The sequence below is a fragment of the Escherichia marmotae genome (assembly GCF_002900365.1).
GTDB lineage: Bacteria > Pseudomonadota > Gammaproteobacteria > Enterobacterales > Enterobacteriaceae > Escherichia > Escherichia marmotae.
In genome coordinates, this window is the sequence record NZ_CP025979.1 from 2,170,311 (window position 1) to 2,189,711 (window position 19,401).

Consider the following 19,401-nt stretch of genomic DNA (forward strand, 5'->3'; position numbering starts at 1 on the left):
TATCATGAGCATCGATTCCATGACTTGCCCTTACGGCGAAAATACAGCCTCTGCGGGCTGTAAATACGGTGCTCTCTAAATGTGAATAGCACAATTACGCTGGGATCTTACAAGAAGAGCAGAGTAATCCTCAGGGCCAATTTCAGGTGTCGAATATGGATCACTTTTGTGCGATTAGTAATAATTGATGTAATACATCTTTTCAAATTTGTGATACACCTCAAAAAATTGGTTGACCAAACTCGCTATCTATATACAAGGCGCTTATGAGGTGCGCTCTTTTTAAAGCGAGGAAATACCAATGAAAGAGAATAAGATACAGGAAATCAGTAATAAACTGATTAATATTGTTGTTTTTGTTGCAATTGTAGAATATGCCTATTTATTCCTCCACTTCTATTAATTACATCAAAAAACAATTCCCTTAGGTGATATTTAATATATGTATCTTCTACCTCCTTCATAATAGCTATGCCTGTGGGAGAGGTATTTGTACTGTTTCAAAGGGAAGATTAAAAAAAACGTATTTGTGCCGCACTGAAAGAGATTGCGCATTGAGTCAGCATTTTAGTTACCCAATGCGCATGTTGGTTCACTAAATTGCTACTTTGGCTGTGTGATAAATAATCAGCCGGTAAAGCAGAGCTTACCCACATTCTCAAATGCTTTCATACTGCTCCGCGGGTCGTGTCGTAAATCAGCAGTTCGGCTGCTGAATAGTGCCGTTACCAACGATAGCCAACAACATCTCTCACTTCCGGCACGTTCGGTTAGCTGCAGGAATCCCGCATATCCAGGTGGTCATAGGATTTTGTTGAAATTATCTGGACGAGAATGTATCTTTATTGTTATGTTATAACGTAACAGGAAGAAGTAATGAAACAAAATATCCATCCTGAATATCGTACCGTGGTGTTCCACGACACCAGTGCTGATGAGTACTTTAAAATTGGCTCCACTATCAAAACAGACCGTGAGATTGAACTGGATGGCGTAACGTATCCGTATGTAACGATTGATGTCTCTTCAAAATCACACCCGTTCTATACCGGGAAACTGAGATCCGTTTCATCAGAAGGAAATGTGGCGCGATTTACCCAGCGTTTTGGTCGTTTTGTTAGCACGAAAAAGGGGGCATGATGAAAGTCCTTAACTCTCTGCGCACAGCAAAAGAACGCCACCCAGACTGTCAGATTGTGAAGCGAAAAGGACGGCTATATGTCATTTGTAAATCTAATCCCCGTTTTAAGGCTGTTCAGGGGCGCAAGAAAAAGCGTTAACTCTGAGTTCGAAGGTTCAACAATACTTGTCTGGCTGGTCGCATAATCATGCCTGATTAATGCTGGTGTATTCAGTACGCCAGCATTAACTCACCTACTGCTGACGCTGTGTATTAGCTGCATCAATCGCTTTTTGATACCACTTTTCAGCCAGTTGGGGATTTTTCTCGACGCCCAATCCCAGTGAATAAATATCACCTAAAGCCACAAAACTGGGGGCAGTGATATGATCCATTCTGTTGATATGTTTAAGATAAAGGTTTATCGCTTTTTGGTAATCGCGTTCTACACCATAACCTTGCTCATAAAGTTTCGCCAGACGATACTGCGCCGTAATATCATTATGTTTATCGCCGTTCTTATAATATTCCGCTGCTTTTTTATAGTCCTGAGAAACGCCTAATCCTCTTTCATAAATAATCCCAAGATAACGTGCAGCTTTCATTTCTCCCGCTAAGTCAGCTTGCTCAAAAAGGCTTAAGGCTTTGGCATAATCAAACGGTACGCCATACCCATTAAGATATAAAATCCCTAAATCCAGTTTCGCTCGGGGATTTCCGCTGGCTGCTGATTTCGTCAACCATTTAAAAGACTGAGCGTAATTCACCGTTTGATTGTAGTTTCCATTTAGGTATGCTTCCCCCAATCTGGCTTGTGCTTCTGCATCTCCTTGAGCAGAGCGTGTAAGTATTTCGTCAAAATTCATTTTTGATGCCGTATCTGCATATACAGATGCAGAAAAAAATAGAATTACAAATAATAATGTCTTCATTCTGTCTCTCGGCAAAAATGACTGCCAACACGTTACCTGATGACAGTCTGGTCTATTTTTTATTGTTTACGTTGGTTAAATAACCATTCGCGAATAGGTTCTATGCTGTAAGCAATACGCCATGTGTTACGATGCCCACTTGCCCCTTCTCGCGAAGAGTATTCATCAAATACACTGTCTTTTATAAAAACGGTATAACGGATATTAGTTTGTTCTTCAAACAAAGTGTCGGCAGCAAATCGATATTGCTCAGGCTCCCACTGGCCATTCCATGCCGCGCGAGAAACCTTTCCGTCAAATTGCTCAAGACGTTCAGTAATCGCGTTGAAGCTGGGAAAAGCTCCTGAATCATCCTCTGAGGCCATAAACCATAATTTGTTTTTAGCTATTGGAGCAACCTGTTCCGCATCCCACTTTCCTGCAACCAGGTAACTTGCTGTGAAAAAATCAGGATATTTAATATTCATGGCGATGGCCAGCATACATCCCCCTGACTGACCAGTAACATAAATACGCTCAGGATCTATTTTATATTCTTTTACCAAATACTGAACAAGATTTATTGTTGTATCAAGCAATGTTGAGGTACGCCAGTCATCATCAGCAATGATTTCATTATATTGAGGAGCTAAAACATAACAGGGGCGTTTCATTTGCTCTTCAGGTTCTGTCCAAATTACTGCGCCTAACCCCTGAAACAGAGTCGTTGTAACTTGTGCACTGGTAGCCCCTGCATCATGCATAAAAAGAACCAGTGGTAATGGTTTATTTTGTTCTTCAGGAATAAAGAAATTATATTTTAGTATTTTCCCGCTTTCTTTATCTTTATATTCATCTTGTCTAAAACTATCCACTACCAGATTTGAAACGGCGTTAGTTTCCAGTGTGGTATTTTGTGTGACGACAACAGCAGAAGCATCTTTATATTTAATTGTTTGGTTTAGTTTTTCTCCTGCAACCCAGGTAGGTTTACCTTGCCCTTGTTTGGGCGCTGCTTTTTGTATTGTTGGGTCCGTTATAGTTTCTTGCCATTCATTTTGTGGTTTGCTGTGTTCCAGTTCAAGTATCGCGTACTTACCTGATTTTGCTTCAACCAAAGCTGTTGACTGGCTGACAAATGTTTTATTGATGTGATAATTTTTTACACTAAACTCTATTGTTGAAAGTTCTTCCTTGTTTATAGGTTTTTCAAATTCTACAGCGATCGCAATAAGTCGAACTCCGTCACCAAAAACTTGTGTAATAGCTGTAGCATTTATTGCTTTGTTATTTGTGTTTGCAAATACAATGCGAGGCATTGAAACAATTAAAGCACCCGCAACACTTTTAATTAAAAACTCTCTGCGCGTCGGCATAAATGCCCCTTTACTTCTGATAAAAAGTAGATGAGTATCAGTATGAACAAGGACTATGATTTTTCAACTTTATCATTCGTACTTATATTTAACTTATCTTCAGTGCTAACTCTGTACCTCGTTTTATCGGTAATGTTATAGAAATAAAACCATTCTGTGGATCACGAACATAAGATAAAAAATCTGGTTCTGCGTTATCATTTAATATATATCCTCCCACTCGTAGCTGCGGCGCAACAATCTCAGTAACCTGACGAGCAAGACTTGGGGCATCAGCAAGAGGGAAACCATCAATAAGAATAAAATCGACAGGACCACCGAGATCTTTCAGCGTTTCTCTCGCATCACCGACACGAATATCAACAAAAGACGTAAGACCAGCCTCTGCCAGATTTCGGGACGCGACTTCAGCCTTTTCCCGAACCATTTCAGAACCAATCACCAGTCCGCCACCATTATCTTTCATCGCAGCGGCAAAATAGAGTGCTGACATACCTACAGAAGTTGCAAAGTCCACAACACGAGTGGCTTTCATTGCCCGGCACAGTAAGTAGATAAGTTCCCCCTGCTCTGGGGCTATGGAAAAGCCATAACCGGAAAATTTTTCAGGATCAAGTACAGGAGCTTCGCGAAACATCTCCTGCGGGGGATGTTTACGTTCATTATTCATGCGTTCCAGAACACGTATAACCTGGGGATCACGAATGGGGCTGATGCTATTATTTAATCGACTCATAAATAAGGACCTGTATTTTATGAAGTGATGTTACCTAGTTGTTTTCATACACCATGTTATGATCATTGCTTATGTTGTTGGTATAGTGATACCATTTTTGGTACTGGTCAAGTACCAAAAATAAATACAGGAGTAAATGTCTTTGATGAACAAGAGCGAAGTGAGTACACCGGTGCGACGGGGAAGACCCAAAAGTGCGGGACTTGATGAGCGTAAGAAAGCAATAGTTATTGGTGCGTATAGTGCCTTCATTGAGCTTGGTTTTGCCCAAACCTCAACCACAGAAATTGCTCGTCGGGCAAAAGTATCAAAAAGAACAATTTATGAAGTATTCAGTAATAAAAAGGAAATTTTTTCTGAAGTAATTAAAGAATATAAAACCCTGTTCCTCGATCTTCCAAGACCGGAAAACGAGATGCTTCCTATTAATGAAACTCTGTTTCGCATATTCCGATTAGATATAAGTCAGGAAGAAGCTAAAGAGAGAGAAGCACTCTTAAAATTAATGACACGTGAATCAATTCTTTTTCCAGAGCTTTCAGACTATTTATATGCCACTAAAACGCTTCATTCAAGAGAACTGTTAATAGAATGGCTGGATATTCAACAAGCTCAAGGGCGTATTGCTGTTAAAAACACGGGTAATTGCGCGGGGATGCTAATGGATATTGTTTTTGGCGCATTAATTCCTCGTCGATGGGTTTTGGACGTTAATGAAGATCAGACACTAACACCTGAAGGTCGTCAGCAGCAACTTGAGGAAATAAAAGAGCGTATCGAAACCGTTATACAAGGGATCAAAACTGAGCCTGCTCATCCATAGCATTTGATGGACGTTTTTTATGCAAATTACTAGGTAGCACTCATACTTTATACAAATAATCTTGCCATCAAAGATGAAACCGGCTTACTCAATCTGACTGATGAAAGTGTCGAAAAGCGCCGGAAGGCGCAGGATGAAAAATATTTAATACGCGTTGCTAATCCGGAATAACACCATCGACAATAAGTTGTAACAAGCCCTGAGAACAATGCTCTATCCGTCCACGAATATGATATACACTAGCCAGATTCTCTGGCGTAATGACCTCTTCTGGATTTCCGCTGGCAATAAGTTTACCTTTTTTTAGCATGACGACATAATCACCGTATCGTAATGCGATATTTATATCATGAACTACCATAACTGTGACTATATTGCGACTCCTTGTCTCGCTTCTGACTAAATCCATAACATGAAACTGGTGGTTTAAGTCCAATGCACTCAGTGGCTCATCCAGTAGTAATATAGATGGATTTCGGGCCAATGATTGTGCCAGCCCAACCAGTTGCCGCTGACCTCCGGATAATTGATCCAGATAACAAAAGGCCAGATGTTCTATTCCTAGTTGTCTGAGAATAGCTATTGATTGTGTTTTTTCATCTATGCTCCCTATCTTTGAAGCACGCAGAGCAACAAAAATAGATTCCAGCACATTCAAATGCACGTCATGCGGTAAGAACTGTGGTAGAAATATTGTACTGTCGGCACGGGCTGAAAATGGCATCTGCATAAGGTTGACCCCATCAAGAAATATATTACCGCTAACCTTATTCAGCCCCGCCAGGGCACGTAGCAACGTCGACTTTCCACAACCATTTGGCCCCAGAATGATGGTTATTTTTCCGCGAGGAAGTTCAGATAAACTAAGATCACATATTACGTTTTTTTTCTGATAACCCGCGTTTAATTTATACAGTGAAAGGCCTTTCATAACAAACTCCTGCGATAACGCAGAATAATACTAATAAATAATGGAACACCAACAAGTGATGTGACAATACCAATCGGGATAATGACACCAGGAATAATACTTTTCGAGGCAATTGAAGCCAGAGAGAGCACCAGACCTCCAGTTAATGTGCTTCCCGTCAGATAAAAACGATGTTCCTCACCAAATAGCATTCGGGAAATATGCGGAGAGACAAGACCAATAAAACCAATCGGACCAACGAAGGCTACCGACAATGCAGCAAGTAAACTTATACGTAACAGGGAAGAAAGACGCAGTTGATAAGCATTGATACCAAACCCCATAGCCCTCTCTTCTCCCATGCGCAATGCTGTAAGTTGCCATGAGCGAGAAAATGACCATAGAAAAACAATGATAAACACGCCTAATAAAACGCCCAGTCTGCTCCAGGATGCACGAGCCAGACTGCCCATTGTCCAGAATACCAGTCCCTGGAGAGTATCCTCATCCGCAATAAACTGCATCATTGCCACAAGTGCATTGAATGTGAATACCAATGCGATACCCAGAAGAATCACTCCCGAAGTTGCTATTCTTAGCCAACGAGACATGCTATCGAGTAATAAAGCTGACAGAAGAGAAAATATAAAAGCGTTTGCTGGAACAAACCATGTTGCCGATATACCAGGAATACCGATCCCCAGGACAATAGCCAGAGCTGCACCAAATGCCGCCGCAGAGGAAACCCCAAGTGTAAAGGGACTGGCTAATGGATTGTTGAGGATCGTCTGCATTTCTGCGCCCGCGAGTCCCAAAGCCATGCCAACCAGCAAAGCCATTAAGGCGTAGGGTAATCGGATTTCCCAAACAATGACCTGGATGCTGGTATCAGAGCTAAATGGATGCACTAATGCGTGCCATAACTCACTGACTGACAAACTGGAAGAACCCAGAATAATATCCAGAAATAGTGAGAAAAGTGTCGCCAGTGTTATTATTGAAATCAATATAATTCGTTTACGGACAAGTTGGTGGTACTGATACTCTATCGCATCAGGTGATTGTGAATAGATGAGGTACGGCAACGTAACGACTCCTTTATCTCTGCTATTCTGGCAATACGTCTTTGGGGTTACAGATAACTGAATTGAAAGTTTCTGCTGAACAAATAAAAATCACATTCTCTTCATATAACCACATCAAAAATATCCCCGAATCACTTTTCCCAGCGCCTGACTGGTGTTACCATTTCGATATATAACCATTTATATACCGATTTTTAGTGTGATGGAATATGAAAATAAATAATAAGTTGTTTTTATTAATGATTTTTTTGCTTTCTTTATCATTTACTACGCAAGCTGAACGAACTTTCACCGATCAGATTGGTCGTGAGGTGAAAGTACCCGACAAAGTTGATCGTATTGTTGTACTTCAACATCAAACTTTGAATCTTTTAGTGCAGATGAATGCCACCGATAAAATCGTGGGTGTTATGTCAAACTGGAAACAGCAACTTGGCAGCAATTATGCACGTCTTGCACCAGAATTAGTCAGCAAGGCATCATTAGGAGATTTAACCCATGTCGATGCTGAAAAATTGGTGGCCTTGCATCCACAGGTCGTTTTTGTCACCAATTATGCGCCGCAAGAAATGATCGACAAAATCAGTAGCCTTGGAATTCCAGCAGTAGCAATTTCTTTGCGGCACGATGACGAGGGAGAGAAGAATAAACTTAATCCAACAATGGCTGATGAAGAACAGGCTTACGTAAAAGGGCTATATGAAGGGATTATGCTGATAGGCAATATCATCAATAAGCCTGAAGAGGCTAAAGCGTTAATCAAGGCCACTGAAAATGGTCGTAATATTGTGAGTGAGCGGCTGCAGAATCTACCCGAAGAAAAGCGTATTCGTGCCTATATGGCTAATCCAGAATTGACAACGTATGGTTCCGGAAAATACACAGGATTAATGATGAAACATGCCGGTGCAGTAAACGTCGCCGCGTCCACCATTAAAGGGTTCAAACAAGTCTCAATGGAACAAGTAATTGCATGGAATCCTCAGGTAATTTTTGTGCAAAATCGCTACCCTGGCGTGGTGAATGAAATACGGTCAAATCCGCAATGGCAGGTAATAGATGCTGTCAAAAATCATCGTGTTTATTTGATGCCAGAGTATGCAAAAGCATGGGGTTATCCGATGCCCGAGGCTATGGGTATTGGAGAGTTGTGGATGGCGAAAAAACTGTATCCTGAAAAATTCAATGATATCGATATGCATAAAATAGCCAATGACTGGTATAGAAAGTTTTACCGTACTAATTATCAAGGTGAATAATAATGCGTGTACTTGCTGCGGGTAGTTTACGCCAGGTATGGAAATCACTTATATTGGGATTTCAGGATGATAATGTTCATTGTGACTTTGGTCCAGCCGGTATATTGAGGGAACGTATTGAAGCGGGTGAGAGATGTGATCTTTTTGCATCAGCGAATATGGCTCATCCGCAAATGTTAATGGCCACAGGACATGCCTTGTGTATTAAACCTTTTGCCTATAATCGTTTGTGCCTGTATGTTCGGGCGAATAAACTTAATGAAAATGACGATTGGTATTCTTTATTAAACAGGGAAACGTTGCGAATCGGGACATCAACCGCGGGATGTGATCCCGCTGGTGATTACACTCACCAGTTTTTTGAAAATATGGGTAGTGTTGGAGTAAAAATAAGACAACGAGCGGTTGCATTGGTGGGGGGAAGAAATTCATTAGCTCTTCCAAAAAATGTGATAGCCGCGCAGTGGCTAATTGAAAATGATTATACCGATTTGTTCATAGGTTATGCCAGTTACGCTCCCGGCTTACAATCAATTGAATCAGTAAAAGTTATAGAAATACCTGAACCTTATAATCCGATTGCTATCTATGGATTTGCCTGTCTGACCGAGAAAGCCAGGCCACTTTGCAACTTTTTAGTTTCGCCAGATGCCAGGTCGATACTTGAGCAACATGGGTTTATGTCATCACGTTGAGCCTACACTCTTCGCATTACAAACTATAAATACCATTATATAAATAAATCAGTTAATTCATCATAACTGCATTTCCACACCCTGTCCCAAAATATGTGAAACTTTATGAATCTCAGTTTTACCCAGTATGCGTATTGATACCTGCATAGTCCAGGAGAAAGTAAATGGCGATGTAGACGTATGAAAAGAAGAATAAAGCCACGGCTTTGATCTATAAAAATGGCGCTATATCTGCGCCATTTTTATCATTCAATTCGTTATCTGTTTGAACCTAAAGGGATCTCAGGATCAGGCTCGTGAGTAATTCTGTTTCGTAAATCTCTACGAATAATTTCAATAGACCAGAACCATACTAAATGTCCAAAAATTTCAGAGACATTCTCATACCACGGAAGATCAAAAAGAGGTGGTGTAAGTCCCATTAGAGGGAATGAAATCATATGAACAAAAAGTTGTGCTAAAGCGCCTGCAAGCAAGCCCTGCCAAAGTTTAATTTTGGGAAATACTTCGGCTACTACGCAATAACCAACAGCAAAAACTATCGAAAAGATTATGTGCGTTACACCAACCCAGTTAAAGACATGCCCGGCGAAGGTATAAACCGCCGAATTTGGATCTGTCAGTCCCAACCAATCCCGAAGAAAAATATACGGAGGATTAAGAAAGTTACGGGAGCAATCAATTTGTCCTGCCGCCCTGATTAATGATTCCGGACCACACGCTGCATTAAACATATCAATCGGACTACGTGGCGGCAATGGGACTTCTGCCCCCCACTTAACAAATGCTGAAACAACGCCAGCAATCAGCCCGATAAATGCAGCAAGACCATAACGTCTACGGTTTGGTGGAGTTTGCTCAAATATATTCATACTTACCCTGTTTATTTCATTACGTTAAAGCACCTCTTTAGGAGTATTCATAAAAATAATGAGAATGTAAAGAACTGTATTGTTTTGTATTTATAACAGGTTATTTAATAACCTGTTAACGTATGTTCCATAATTTCTCCACATTTTCATGTTAAATATAATAAAGAGAGTATGATGTTTCTCTCAGAGATAATTAATCATTCCTTTTGCCCACCTCAACGGTGGGCTTTTTTTATGCAAAGTCTAAAAATTACACAGACAGTAAAAATAATTCAAAATAACAGCAACTTATCACTTATCCGACTGTTACAAACTACAATAGTTAATCTTTTCTGGTTATATTTTATCTGACTGCTAATATTTAAACAGACAGGCAAATTAATAAGAATTGCTAACCATTCAACACACATACCACTGAAAGGTCACCAACCTGCCGCAGGTGGTAAAAATGGTATTGCTGCGGTTTTGTTGTGATTTTTATAAGCAGTATTGGTGAATTATGAACCATCAGCCCCATGCATGACGTGCATTTTTCCGAGTATCCTTGTTACTGAGCCGGGATGCCGGATAGTGCACGAATAATAAAAGTGTCTCAGCCGAAGAATAAACGGCTCCGCTGGATGGAGTCTCATGAAGCACAAAGGCTGATTGTTGAATTTGTATTGATAACAGACTTCGTTGCAGGAAATGGGAGGCTGGGAGTCTATCGAAATGGTTCGTCGATATGCTCACCTTTCAGCCAGGCATCTCACCGGACACGCGAGCAAAATCGACGCAATTATAAGCCGCAATGACACAAATACGGCACAAGAGGAGAACGTGGTTTACTTAAAGCAAGATAATTTATTGATTTAAATGGTGCCGATAATAGGAGTCGAACCTACGACCTTCGCATTACGAATGCGCTGCTCTACCAACTGAGCTATATCGGCCCTGAAAAGGACATGTTCACGAACGTGAATCACGGTGGACAAGGTTAAAACTAACCGGGCGATGCGTCAATGGCCTTGTGAATCAAATGGCTACTTTTGCATCACCCGGTTTTATTTACGCACGAACGGTGTAATCACCAATACCGATCCACTTGTAGGTGGTCAGTGCTTCCAGCCCCATTGGTCCGCGTGCGTGGAGTTTTTGCGTGCTTACCGCCACTTCTGCGCCAAGACCAAACTGGCCGCCGTCGGTGAAACGTGTAGACGCGTTAACGTAAACAGCAGAGGAGTCCACTTCATTGACAAAACGCTGGGCATTGCGCATATCACGCGTCAGGATCGCATCGGAGTGTTGCGTCCCGTGTTCACGAATATGGGCGATGGCGTCGTCAAGATCGCTGACGATTTTGACGTTCAAATCTAACGACAGGAATTCATCGTCATACTCTTCCGCCTTAACAGCCACCACTTTCGCAGATCCTGCCTGCAACTGCGCCAGTGCCGCAGCATCGGCGTGTAACGTCACGCCGCTTTCCGCCATTTGCTTGCTTAACGCAGGCAGGAAGTTATCAGCGATGTTTTTATTCACCAGCAACGTTTCTACCGTATTGCAGGTACTCGGACGCTGGGTTTTCGCGTTGACGATCACTTTCAGGGCTGCAGAAATGTCAGCACTTTCATCAACGTAAATATGGCAGACGCCAATGCCGCCAGTGATCACCGGAATTGTCGACTGCTCGCGGCACAGCTTATGCAAACCAGCACCACCACGCGGGATCAACATGTCGATGTATTTATCCATGCGCAGCATTTCACTCACCAGTGCGCGATCCGGATTATCAATCGCCTGCACTGCGCCTGCCGGTAAACCGCAGGATTTCAGGGCGTCCTGAATCACCGCTACCGTTGCAGCGTTAGTGCGACAGGTTTCTTTGCCGCCGCGCAGGATCACCGCGTTACCGGTTTTCAGACACAGCGAAGCGACATCAACTGTCACGTTCGGACGCGCTTCATAAATTACACCTATAACACCCAGCGGCACGCGGCGACGCTCCAGACGCAGGCCGCTGTCCAGCACACCTCCATCAATCACCTGCCCTACCGGATCGGCAAGATTACACACCTGCCGCACATCGTCGGCAATGCCTTTCAGGCGCGCGGGCGTTAACGCCAGACGGTCAAGCATCGCTTCGCTAAGGCCATTGGCACGCGCGTCAGCAACATCCTGGGCGTTAGCATCGAGGATGCTTTCGCTCTGTGCTTCCAGCTCATCAGCGATCTTTTCCAGCACACGATTTTTTTCGCGGCTGGAGAGTTGCGCTAATTTATACGAGGCTTGCTTCGCAGCAATGCCCATTTGTTCCAGCATCGGCCTGCTCCTTAACGGGTAATCATGTCATCACGGTGAACGGCAACCGGGCCGTATTCATATCCCAGTATTGCATCAATTTCTTGCGAGTGGTGTCCGGCAATACGGCGCAATGCATCGCTGTTATAGCGGCTAACGCCGTGAGCAATATCGCGACCTTCGAGGTTGCAAATGCGGATGACTTCACCGCGGGAGAAGTTGCCACTCACGCTTTTAATGCCTTTCGGCAACAGGGAACTGCCGCGTTCAAGAATAGCGGCGGTCGCCCCTTCATCTACAGTAATTTCACCCGCTGGCGGCGCGCCAAAAATCCAGCGTTTGCGGTTTTCAAGCGGAGTAGCCTGGGCATGGAACAACGTACCAACCGGGATACCTTCCATCACGTCGCCAATGACGCCTGGCTTGCTACCCGCGGCAATAATGGTATCGATACCCGCACGACAGGCTACGTCAGCCGCCTGCAACTTGGTGCCCATGCCGCCGGTTCCAAGGCCTGAAACGCTGTCACCGGCAATCGCGCGCAGCGCATCATCAATACCGTAAACATCTTTAATCAGTTCCGCCTGAGGATTACTGCGCGGGTCTGCGGTATACAAACCTTTTTGATCGGTCAGCAGCAGCAGTTTATCGGCACCGGCCAGAATTGCCGCTAACGCCGAGAGATTATCGTTGTCGCCAACTTTAATCTCTGCCGTAGCGACAGCATCATTCTCATTAATTACCGGAACGATGTTGTTGTCGAGCAACGCACGCAGGGTATCGCGGGCGTTCAGGAAGCGTTCACGATCTTCCATATCTGCACGCGTCAGCAGCATCTGCCCGACGTGAATACCGTAAATTGAAAACAGTTGTTCCCACAATTGAATCAGTCGGCTCTGCCCTACCGCCGCCAGGAGTTGTTTCGAGGCGATAGTCGCTGGCAGTTCCGGGTAGCCCAGGTGCTCACGTCCGGCGGCAATCGCGCCCGACGTCACAATTACAATCCGATGCCCGGCGGCATGTAGCTGCGCGCACTGGCGAACAAGTTCAACAATATGGGCACGGTTCAGGCGGCGCGATCCGCCTGTTAGCACACTGGTGCCGAGTTTTACCACCAGCGTCTGGCTGTCACTCATGATTCTCTGCCATTCAATGTTAGGAAAAATGATATCAAACGAACGTTTTAGCAGGACTGTCGCCGGTTGCCAACCATCTGCGAGCAAAGCATGGCGTTTTGTTGCGCGGGATCAGCAAGCGTAGCAGCCGTTGTTTACGCTTTTATTACAGATTTAATAAATTACCACATTTTAAGAATATTATTAATCTGTAATATATCTTTAACAATCTCAGGTTAAAAACTTTCCTGTTTTCAACGGGACTCTCCCGCTGAATATTTGTGCGTTAATTAAAATCAGGAATGAAAATGAAAAAGAGCACTCTGGCATTAGTGGTGATGGGCATTGTGGCATCTGCATCCGTACAAGCTGCAGAAGTATATAATAAAGACGGTAATAAACTGGATGTCTATGGCAAAGTAAAAGCCATGCATTATATCAGTGATAATGAGAGTAAAGATGGCGATCAGAGTTATATCCGTTTTGGTTTTAAAGGCGAAACACAAATTAACGATCAACTGACCGGTTATGGTCGTTGGGAAGCGGAGTTTGCCGGAAATAAAGCGGAGAGTGATACCGCACAGCAAAAAACGCGTCTCGCCTTTGCCGGATTGAAATATAAAGATTTAGGTTCATTCGATTATGGTCGTAACCTTGGCGCATTGTATGACGTTGAAGCCTGGACAGATATGTTCCCGGAATTCGGTGGCGACTCCTCCGCCCAGACCGACAACTTTATGACTAAACGCGCCAGCGGCCTGGCGACTTATCGTAACACCGACTTCTTCGGCGTTATTGATGGCCTGAACCTGACCTTGCAATATCAAGGAAAAAACGAAAACCGCGATGTTAAAAAGCAGAACGGCGATGGCTTCGGTACGTCACTGACATATGACTTTGGCGGCAGTGATTTCGCTATCAGCGGTGCCTATACCAACTCTGATCGTACCAACGAGCAGAATCAGCAAAGCCGTGGCACGGGTAAACGCGCAGAAGCGTGGGCTACGGGTCTTAAATACGATGCTAATAATATTTACCTGGCAACCTTCTATTCTGAAACGCGTAACATGACGCCAATTTCTGGCGGCTTTGCCAATAAGACGCAAAACTTTGAAGCAGTCGCACAATACCAGTTCGACTTTGGTCTGCGTCCATCCCTGGGTTACGTATTATCAAAAGGGAAAGATATTGAAGGCATCGGTGATGAGGATCTGGTCAATTATATTGATGTTGGTGCCACGTATTATTTTAACAAAAACATGTCAGCATTTGTTGATTATAAAATCAACCAACTGGGTAGCGATAATAAGTTGAATATCAATAATGATGATATTGTCGCGGTTGGGATGACGTATCAGTTTTAATTAATATTGCCGGATGCGAGGCATCCGGCACATTTCACTCACACCGTTAACTTCACCGGTTCATCGCGAAAATCATCCGCCGGTTCCAGCTTAAAATTCAGCGTCGTCAGCAGTTCACGCAGCTTTTCATGAAACTCACGCAAAGTATGCTCCAGTCGCTCAACCACTTCTGCATCGTTTACCGGAACACTCGTCCAGTCACCTGCTTTATCAAACAGACCGAACTGATAACTGTAGGTAAAACGGGACTCCTGCGCTTCCAGTTCCATCCACCAGCCCCAAAACTCACGCACTTCCGGCGCGGGTTTCACGTTGACGCATACAGCCAGACAATCGAAAAAGAATCGATTATCTTCGCACTTACCTTCACGAATATACGGGCCAAGTGCGGTAAATTTTTTGATCAATCTGCTTTTCGGGTGTCCACTCGGTAACGTCATTGCGATCTCCTGTTGTGATGCAACTGTTTTACCAAATTGACAAAATTTAGCAAATTTTTAACACAATCGTTTTTCGATCCAGTCGGTGATTTCCTGAAGCGCTTTGTCAAAATTCCGATACACCGGATTAAATGGAATTTCTAACAATTTACCGTCGGCAGATGACGAAGTGATTAAGCGGGAATCCTCTTCCGGGCTGAACGGATCGTTCTTCCAGTAACCTGATAACATTGGCGTTGGGCAACGACGTCCCAACAATCCTTGCACTTTTAATGAATAGCGATTCAGCTCCACGCGCAACGCTTCGTCGGAAGCATCATGCATCCCCAAACGGCTGGCCAGTACGTCAAGATACATTTCCGGCACCTGTTGCTGGCACTTAAAATCACTCAACAAGGTGTGAACCACCGGCCCAAGACAGGCAACGGCTTTCAGACGCGGCGATTCAAGGTATGCGAGGCGCACGGCAACGTTAGCACCAAAACGGAAACCAAAGGCTGCGACGCGTGTGTGATCCACCCACGGCACGTTTGGCAACGCCTTTAAAACATGTTGGTGCAGCAAGCTGGAATCCTGGGTGAGTTTCCATTTTGAGGAAAAACCGACCGAAGGCATATCAATAGTCAGCATCGCAATGCCGCGCGGTGCAAAATAGCGCTCATAAAGGGAGTAATAGTCTGTTTGCATCGCATCCAAACCACCACACATTAATACTGTCGGGAATGGGCCATCGCCTTTTGGCATATGCAAAAAGCCAATGATGGGCGCGCCGCCCGGCACAGTAAACTCCATCTGCCGCATGGTGCCAGGCAGACGTTGCGCCGCTTCTTCATACGCGCGATTTGACAACGCCTGTACCTGTTCAGCCAGATCATCGCCCTTCAAGTGTGGATAGGCGGCAATATTGTACAACGTAGCAGCGTGCAGCCAGTGACGCCCGCTGACTTGCGGGTCTTCTTCCGCACAGGCTTTCTGTTGCCACAGCATTGCCTGGGTGGCCCACTCATAAATCCAGTTGCCACCGCGGTAGCCAATCACCGTATCGTATAAATCATTGTCGGTGCGTTCGGCATCGCTCATCACAATACGCGCCTGGACATCGAGGATTTCACGCGGATCAACGCCACGCCAGATCCACATCAGGCGGTTAATCATGCGATACCAGTGAGGAATATTTTTGCCATCGAGGGCCGACTGCACCGACGGTTGCGCACCGCGGTTAAAACGGCGGACTAGCGTCGAGGTTTCAGGGTGTTTAAAGCGGGGTTTGAACAGGGTTTCGCTCAGGTTAGCCTGTGTCATGGATGCAGCCTCCAGGAATACTTACTGGAAGCTATTGTAACCTGCCTGACGTCAAAAAGAACAACGCCCGGCAAAGCCAGGCGTTGAAAAGATTAGCGACCAGAGATAGGCGGAACGAACACCACGCCCATATCCCACGGCTGCTCAATCCAGGTATTTTGCGGGATATCAACAACATAATCATCAACCAGCGGACGACCAGCCGGTTTAGCGAAGATGGTGACAAAGTGCGCTTTTGGATACATTTCACGGATTGCCACCGCAGTACCGCCGGTATCTACCAGGTCATCAATGACGATGAAGCCTTCACCATCGCCTTCTGCGCGTTTCAGTACTTTCAGTTCACGCTGGTTGTCGTGATCGTAGCTGGAAATACATACGGTATCGACATGACGAATACCCAGTTCACGCGCCAGTAAGGCTCCGGGCACCAGACCGCCACGGCTAACGGCAATAATGCCTTTCCATTGTTCTGAAGGCATCAGGCGGCTTGCCAGTTTACGTGCATGAATCTGCAACATGTCCCAGGTGACGATGTATTTTTCGCTCATGTGAAGTGTCCCAGCCTGTTTATCTACGGCTTAAAAAGTGTTCGAGGGGAAAATAGGTTGCGCGAGATTATAGAGATCTGACGCACTAAAAACCAGTATTTCACATAAGTCCGCGTCTTTTTGCGCACTGCTACTACCTGTCGCTGGATAAAGTGGTATTCTCAAACATATCTCGCAAGCCTGACTTGTGCTGACAACATTTTCTGCTAACCCTGTGACCTGCAATACTGTTTTGCGGGTGATCGACAAGGAGACTTAACGTGTCTGAACTGTCTCAATTATCTCCACAGCCGCTGTGGGATATTTTTGCCAAAATCTGTTCTATTCCTCACCCGTCCTACCACGAAGAGCAGCTTGCTGAATACATTGTAGGTTGGGCAAAAGAGAAAGGTTTCCATGTCGAACGCGATCAGGTGGGGAATATCCTGATTCGTAAACCTGCCACTGCAGGTATGGAAAACCGTAAACCGGTCGTCCTGCAGGCTCACCTCGATATGGTGCCACAGAAAAACAACGACACCGTGCACGACTTCACTAAAGATCCTATCCAGCCTTATATTGATGGCGAATGGGTTAAAGCACGCGGCACAACGCTGGGCGCGGATAACGGTATTGGTATGGCCTCTGCGCTGGCGGTTCTTGCCGATGACAACGTGGTTCATGGTCCGCTGGAAGTGCTGCTGACCATGACCGAAGAAGCCGGTATGGATGGCGCATTCGGCTTACAGAGCAACTGGTTACAGGCTGACATTCTGATTAACACCGACTCTGAAGAAGAAGGTGAAATCTATATGGGTTGTGCGGGTGGTATCGACTTCACCTCTAACCTGCATTTGGATCGTGAAGCGGTTCCGGCTGGCTTTGAAACCTTTAAGTTAACCTTAAAAGGTCTGAAAGGCGGCCACTCCGGCGGTGAAATCCACGTTGGCCTGGGTAATGCCAACAAACTGTTGGTACGCTTCCTGGCAGGTCATGCAGAAGAGCTGGATCTGCGCCTTATCGATTTCAACGGTGGCACACTGCGTAACGCCATTCCGCGTGAAGCCTTTGCGACCATCGCTGTTGCAGCCGATAAAGTCGATGCACTGAAATCTCTGGTGAATACCTATCAGGATATCCTGAAAAACGAGCTGGCAGAGAAAGAGAAAAACCTGGCATTGTTGCTGGACTCTGTAGCGAACGATAAAGCTGCACTAATTGCTAAATCTCGCGATACCTTTATTCGCCTGTTGAACGCCACCCCGAACGGCGTTATTCGTAACTCCGACGTGGCAAAAGGCGTGGTTGAAACCTCACTGAACGTCGGTGTGGTGACCATGACCGACAACAACGTAGAAATTCACTGTCTGATCCGTTCACTGATCGACAGCGGTAAAGACTACGTGGTGAGCATGCTGGATTCACTGGGTAAACTGGCAGGCGCGAAGACCGAAGCGAAAAGCGCATATCCTGGCTGGCAGCCGGACGCTAACTCTCCGGTGATGCATCTGGTACGGGAAACCTATCAGCGTCTGTTCAACAAGACGCCGAACATCCAGATTATCCACGCGGGCCTGGAATGTGGTCTGTTCAAAAAACCGTATCCGGAAATGGACATGGTTTCTATCGGGCCAACCATCACTGGTCCACACTCTCCGGATGAGCAAGTTCATATCGAAAGCGTTGGTCATTACTGGACACTGCTGACTGAACTGCTGAAAGAAATTCCTGTGAAGTAATAACGATAACGTCCACGCCTGCGGGCGTGGACTGTTCAAGGATGAAGGGCAGAATTGTATGGCGATTTACATTGAAATAACAAAGCATTATGAAACCCATGAAAAAGTCGCATATTTGTATAGCTGCGACCATATTTCATGGGGGGTATTTTTGATCACCAAAGAAAATTTCGCGCTGAAATCCGTGAAAGAGCTTGAAGGTGAAAAGCAGAGTTTTTTTATGCTCAGAGCCTGGGGCAAAGTCAGAAGAACATATTTAACCACGAGAGAATTTCCCAAGGAAATATGTTACGCAGCCTGACGTCAGAACAATTTTTTCACGCGTTTTACAATCATCATTTTGACATTACGCTTGCACCACACAGCAATAGCCGCCGTTACCAATATCAACTCCAGTAAAAACGACCAGTGTAATAAAAAATTTAGCCACCACGGCTGATGTACCGCCGTAATATGAAATAGCGCAAACGGTTTATTAACGAAAGGCATTAGCCACCAGATATCCCCAACCAGCGTATCAAGTAATAAATGCACAATACCATTCAGGCAAAATATCACCCCCAACCACGGCGGAAGTTTATTCTTCGCGACGCCAGCCCAGAGTAGCGTCGCAGCCAAAAGTGTGAACCATAGCAATGGCCAATGAGACGGGTAAAGATGATGATGACGTTGCCCGCTATCAATCAGATAGCACCAGAAGAGATCAAAATCGGGTACAACTGCCCCGACTAAGCCAATAACCATCACTCTCCGCGCATGACGAGCAATCAGCGGCAAGCGTTTTACTAAAGTACAATTTATTAAATATCCAGCCGGAAGATGACCGATAAACATGATGATTCCT

Annotated in this window: 21 protein-coding genes, 1 tRNA gene and 1 pseudogene; 10 read left to right on the forward strand and 13 right to left on the reverse strand. The window is 44.8% G+C overall.

Translation table 11 applies throughout. The features are described 5' to 3' along the window. The first annotated feature begins 301 nt into the window (after positions 1–301). The 3 genes from ykgR to ykgO all read left to right on the forward strand — a co-directional run bounded on the left by ykgR (position 302) and on the right by ykgO (position 1,280). The gene (gene ykgR / locus C1192_RS11230; RefSeq protein WP_000662202.1) at positions 302–403 is read left to right on the forward strand and encodes a small membrane protein YkgR; all 102 of its coding nucleotides are present in this window, start codon (positions 302–304) and stop codon (positions 401–403) included. A gap of 473 nt (positions 404–876) precedes the next feature. Next, on the forward strand, positions 877–1,140 hold the full coding sequence (locus C1192_RS11235; RefSeq protein WP_000812360.1) for a type B 50S ribosomal protein L31: 264 nt from the start codon (positions 877–879) through the stop codon (positions 1,138–1,140). Continuing rightward, on the forward strand, positions 1,140–1,280 hold the full coding sequence (ykgO, locus tag C1192_RS11240) for a type B 50S ribosomal protein L36 (protein WP_000866436.1): 141 nt from the start codon (positions 1,140–1,142) through the stop codon (positions 1,278–1,280). The genes C1192_RS11235 and ykgO overlap by 1 nt, the downstream gene beginning before the upstream one ends. Before the next feature lie 94 nt (positions 1,281–1,374). Here the strand turns inward: ykgO and C1192_RS11245 are convergent, their stop codons facing one another. The 3 genes from C1192_RS11245 to C1192_RS11255 all read right to left on the reverse strand — a co-directional run bounded on the left by C1192_RS11245 (position 1,375) and on the right by C1192_RS11255 (position 4,143). Next, positions 1,375–2,052, reverse strand: a complete 678-nt coding sequence (locus C1192_RS11245; protein ID WP_001515804.1) for a tetratricopeptide repeat protein — start codon at positions 2,050–2,052, stop codon at positions 1,375–1,377. A 59-nt stretch (positions 2,053–2,111) separates the two neighbouring features. Then, the gene (locus tag C1192_RS11250; protein WP_038355483.1) at positions 2,112–3,407 is read right to left on the reverse strand and encodes a prolyl oligopeptidase family serine peptidase; all 1,296 of its coding nucleotides are present in this window, start codon (positions 3,405–3,407) and stop codon (positions 2,112–2,114) included. Between the two features lie 88 nt (positions 3,408–3,495). Next, positions 3,496–4,143 carry an O-methyltransferase gene (locus tag C1192_RS11255; RefSeq protein ID WP_038355484.1) on the reverse strand — a complete coding sequence of 216 codons (648 nt, stop codon included), beginning with the start codon at positions 4,141–4,143 and terminating at the stop codon, positions 3,496–3,498. Between the two features lie 145 nt (positions 4,144–4,288). Between C1192_RS11255 and C1192_RS11260 the strand changes: the two genes are divergently transcribed. After that, on the forward strand, positions 4,289–4,966 hold the full coding sequence (locus tag C1192_RS11260; RefSeq protein WP_010377142.1) for a TetR/AcrR family transcriptional regulator: 678 nt from the start codon (positions 4,289–4,291) through the stop codon (positions 4,964–4,966). A 157-nt stretch (positions 4,967–5,123) separates the two neighbouring features. On the opposite strand, the gene C1192_RS11265 is transcribed toward C1192_RS11260, so the two are convergent. Next, on the reverse strand, positions 5,124–5,897 hold the full coding sequence (locus C1192_RS11265; protein WP_016248374.1) for an ABC transporter ATP-binding protein: 774 nt from the start codon (positions 5,895–5,897) through the stop codon (positions 5,124–5,126). Then, positions 5,894–6,961: a FecCD family ABC transporter permease gene (locus C1192_RS11270; protein ID WP_001146466.1), complete on the reverse strand. Its 1,068-nt coding sequence runs from the start codon at positions 6,959–6,961 to the stop codon at positions 5,894–5,896. Before C1192_RS11270 ends, C1192_RS11265 begins: the two co-directional genes overlap by 4 nt. A 209-nt stretch (positions 6,962–7,170) precedes the next feature. On the opposite strand from C1192_RS11270, the gene C1192_RS11275 reads away from it, so the two are divergent. Together C1192_RS11275 and C1192_RS11280 are read left to right on the forward strand one after the other, a co-directional pair. Beyond that, positions 7,171–8,220, forward strand: a complete 1,050-nt coding sequence (locus tag C1192_RS11275) for an ABC transporter substrate-binding protein (RefSeq protein WP_000700644.1) — start codon at positions 7,171–7,173, stop codon at positions 8,218–8,220. Positions 8,221–8,222: 2 nt separating this feature from the next. After that, entirely contained in the window at positions 8,223–8,915 is a 693-nt protein-coding gene (locus tag C1192_RS11280) for a substrate-binding domain-containing protein (RefSeq protein WP_038355485.1), read from the forward strand. A 257-nt stretch (positions 8,916–9,172) separates the two neighbouring features. Here C1192_RS11280 and C1192_RS11285 read toward each other — a convergent pair whose 3' ends face one another. Further along, positions 9,173–9,787 (reverse strand): YagU family protein, encoded by a 615-nt coding sequence (locus tag C1192_RS11285; protein ID WP_001019913.1) that lies wholly within the window; start codon positions 9,785–9,787, stop codon positions 9,173–9,175. A 678-nt stretch (positions 9,788–10,465) separates the two neighbouring features. Here C1192_RS11285 and C1192_RS25310 point away from each other — a divergent pair. Further along, positions 10,466–10,642 (forward strand): annotated as a pseudogene (locus tag C1192_RS25310) (integrase); the annotation flags it as partial. A gap of 1 nt (position 10,643) precedes the next feature. Here the strand turns inward: C1192_RS25310 and C1192_RS11295 are convergent. The 3 genes from C1192_RS11295 to proB form a co-directional block, all read right to left on the reverse strand. Then, positions 10,644–10,719, reverse strand: a tRNA-Thr gene (locus C1192_RS11295). A gap of 115 nt (positions 10,720–10,834) precedes the next feature. After that, a complete protein-coding gene (gene proA / locus C1192_RS11300) occupies positions 10,835–12,088 on the reverse strand; it encodes a glutamate-5-semialdehyde dehydrogenase (protein ID WP_000893291.1) in 1,254 nt (417 codons plus the stop codon). A gap of 11 nt (positions 12,089–12,099) precedes the next feature. Then, on the reverse strand, positions 12,100–13,203 hold the full coding sequence (gene proB / locus C1192_RS11305; RefSeq protein ID WP_001285282.1) for a glutamate 5-kinase: 1,104 nt from the start codon (positions 13,201–13,203) through the stop codon (positions 12,100–12,102). A gap of 287 nt (positions 13,204–13,490) precedes the next feature. On the opposite strand from proB, the gene phoE reads away from it, so the two are divergent. Next, a complete protein-coding gene (phoE, locus tag C1192_RS11310) occupies positions 13,491–14,546 on the forward strand; it encodes a phosphoporin PhoE (RefSeq protein ID WP_038355486.1) in 1,056 nt (351 codons plus the stop codon). 38 nt (positions 14,547–14,584) lie between these two features. Here the strand turns inward: phoE and crl are convergent, their stop codons facing one another. From crl to gpt, 3 genes are all read right to left on the reverse strand, one after another. Then, a complete protein-coding gene (crl, locus tag C1192_RS11315; RefSeq protein ID WP_038355487.1) occupies positions 14,585–14,986 on the reverse strand; it encodes a sigma factor-binding protein Crl in 402 nt (133 codons plus the stop codon). 57 nt (positions 14,987–15,043) lie between these two features. Continuing rightward, positions 15,044–16,288 (reverse strand): esterase FrsA, encoded by a 1,245-nt coding sequence (frsA, locus tag C1192_RS11320; RefSeq protein WP_001515787.1) that lies wholly within the window; start codon positions 16,286–16,288, stop codon positions 15,044–15,046. Between the two features lie 92 nt (positions 16,289–16,380). After that, positions 16,381–16,839, reverse strand: a complete 459-nt coding sequence (gene gpt / locus C1192_RS11325; protein WP_001291991.1) for a xanthine phosphoribosyltransferase — start codon at positions 16,837–16,839, stop codon at positions 16,381–16,383. Positions 16,840–17,099: 260 nt separating this feature from the next. On the opposite strand from gpt, the gene pepD reads away from it, so the two are divergent. Further along, on the forward strand, positions 17,100–18,557 hold the full coding sequence (gene pepD, locus C1192_RS11330) for a cytosol nonspecific dipeptidase (protein ID WP_038355488.1): 1,458 nt from the start codon (positions 17,100–17,102) through the stop codon (positions 18,555–18,557). A 58-nt stretch (positions 18,558–18,615) separates the two neighbouring features. After that, the gene (locus C1192_RS11335; RefSeq protein WP_038355489.1) at positions 18,616–18,858 is read left to right on the forward strand and encodes a hypothetical protein; all 243 of its coding nucleotides are present in this window, start codon (positions 18,616–18,618) and stop codon (positions 18,856–18,858) included. 2 nt (positions 18,859–18,860) lie between these two features. On the opposite strand, the gene C1192_RS11340 is transcribed toward C1192_RS11335, so the two are convergent. Continuing rightward, positions 18,861–19,391 (reverse strand): metal-dependent hydrolase, encoded by a 531-nt coding sequence (locus tag C1192_RS11340; protein WP_016262919.1) that lies wholly within the window; start codon positions 19,389–19,391, stop codon positions 18,861–18,863. Positions 19,392–19,401 lie beyond the last annotated feature (10 nt).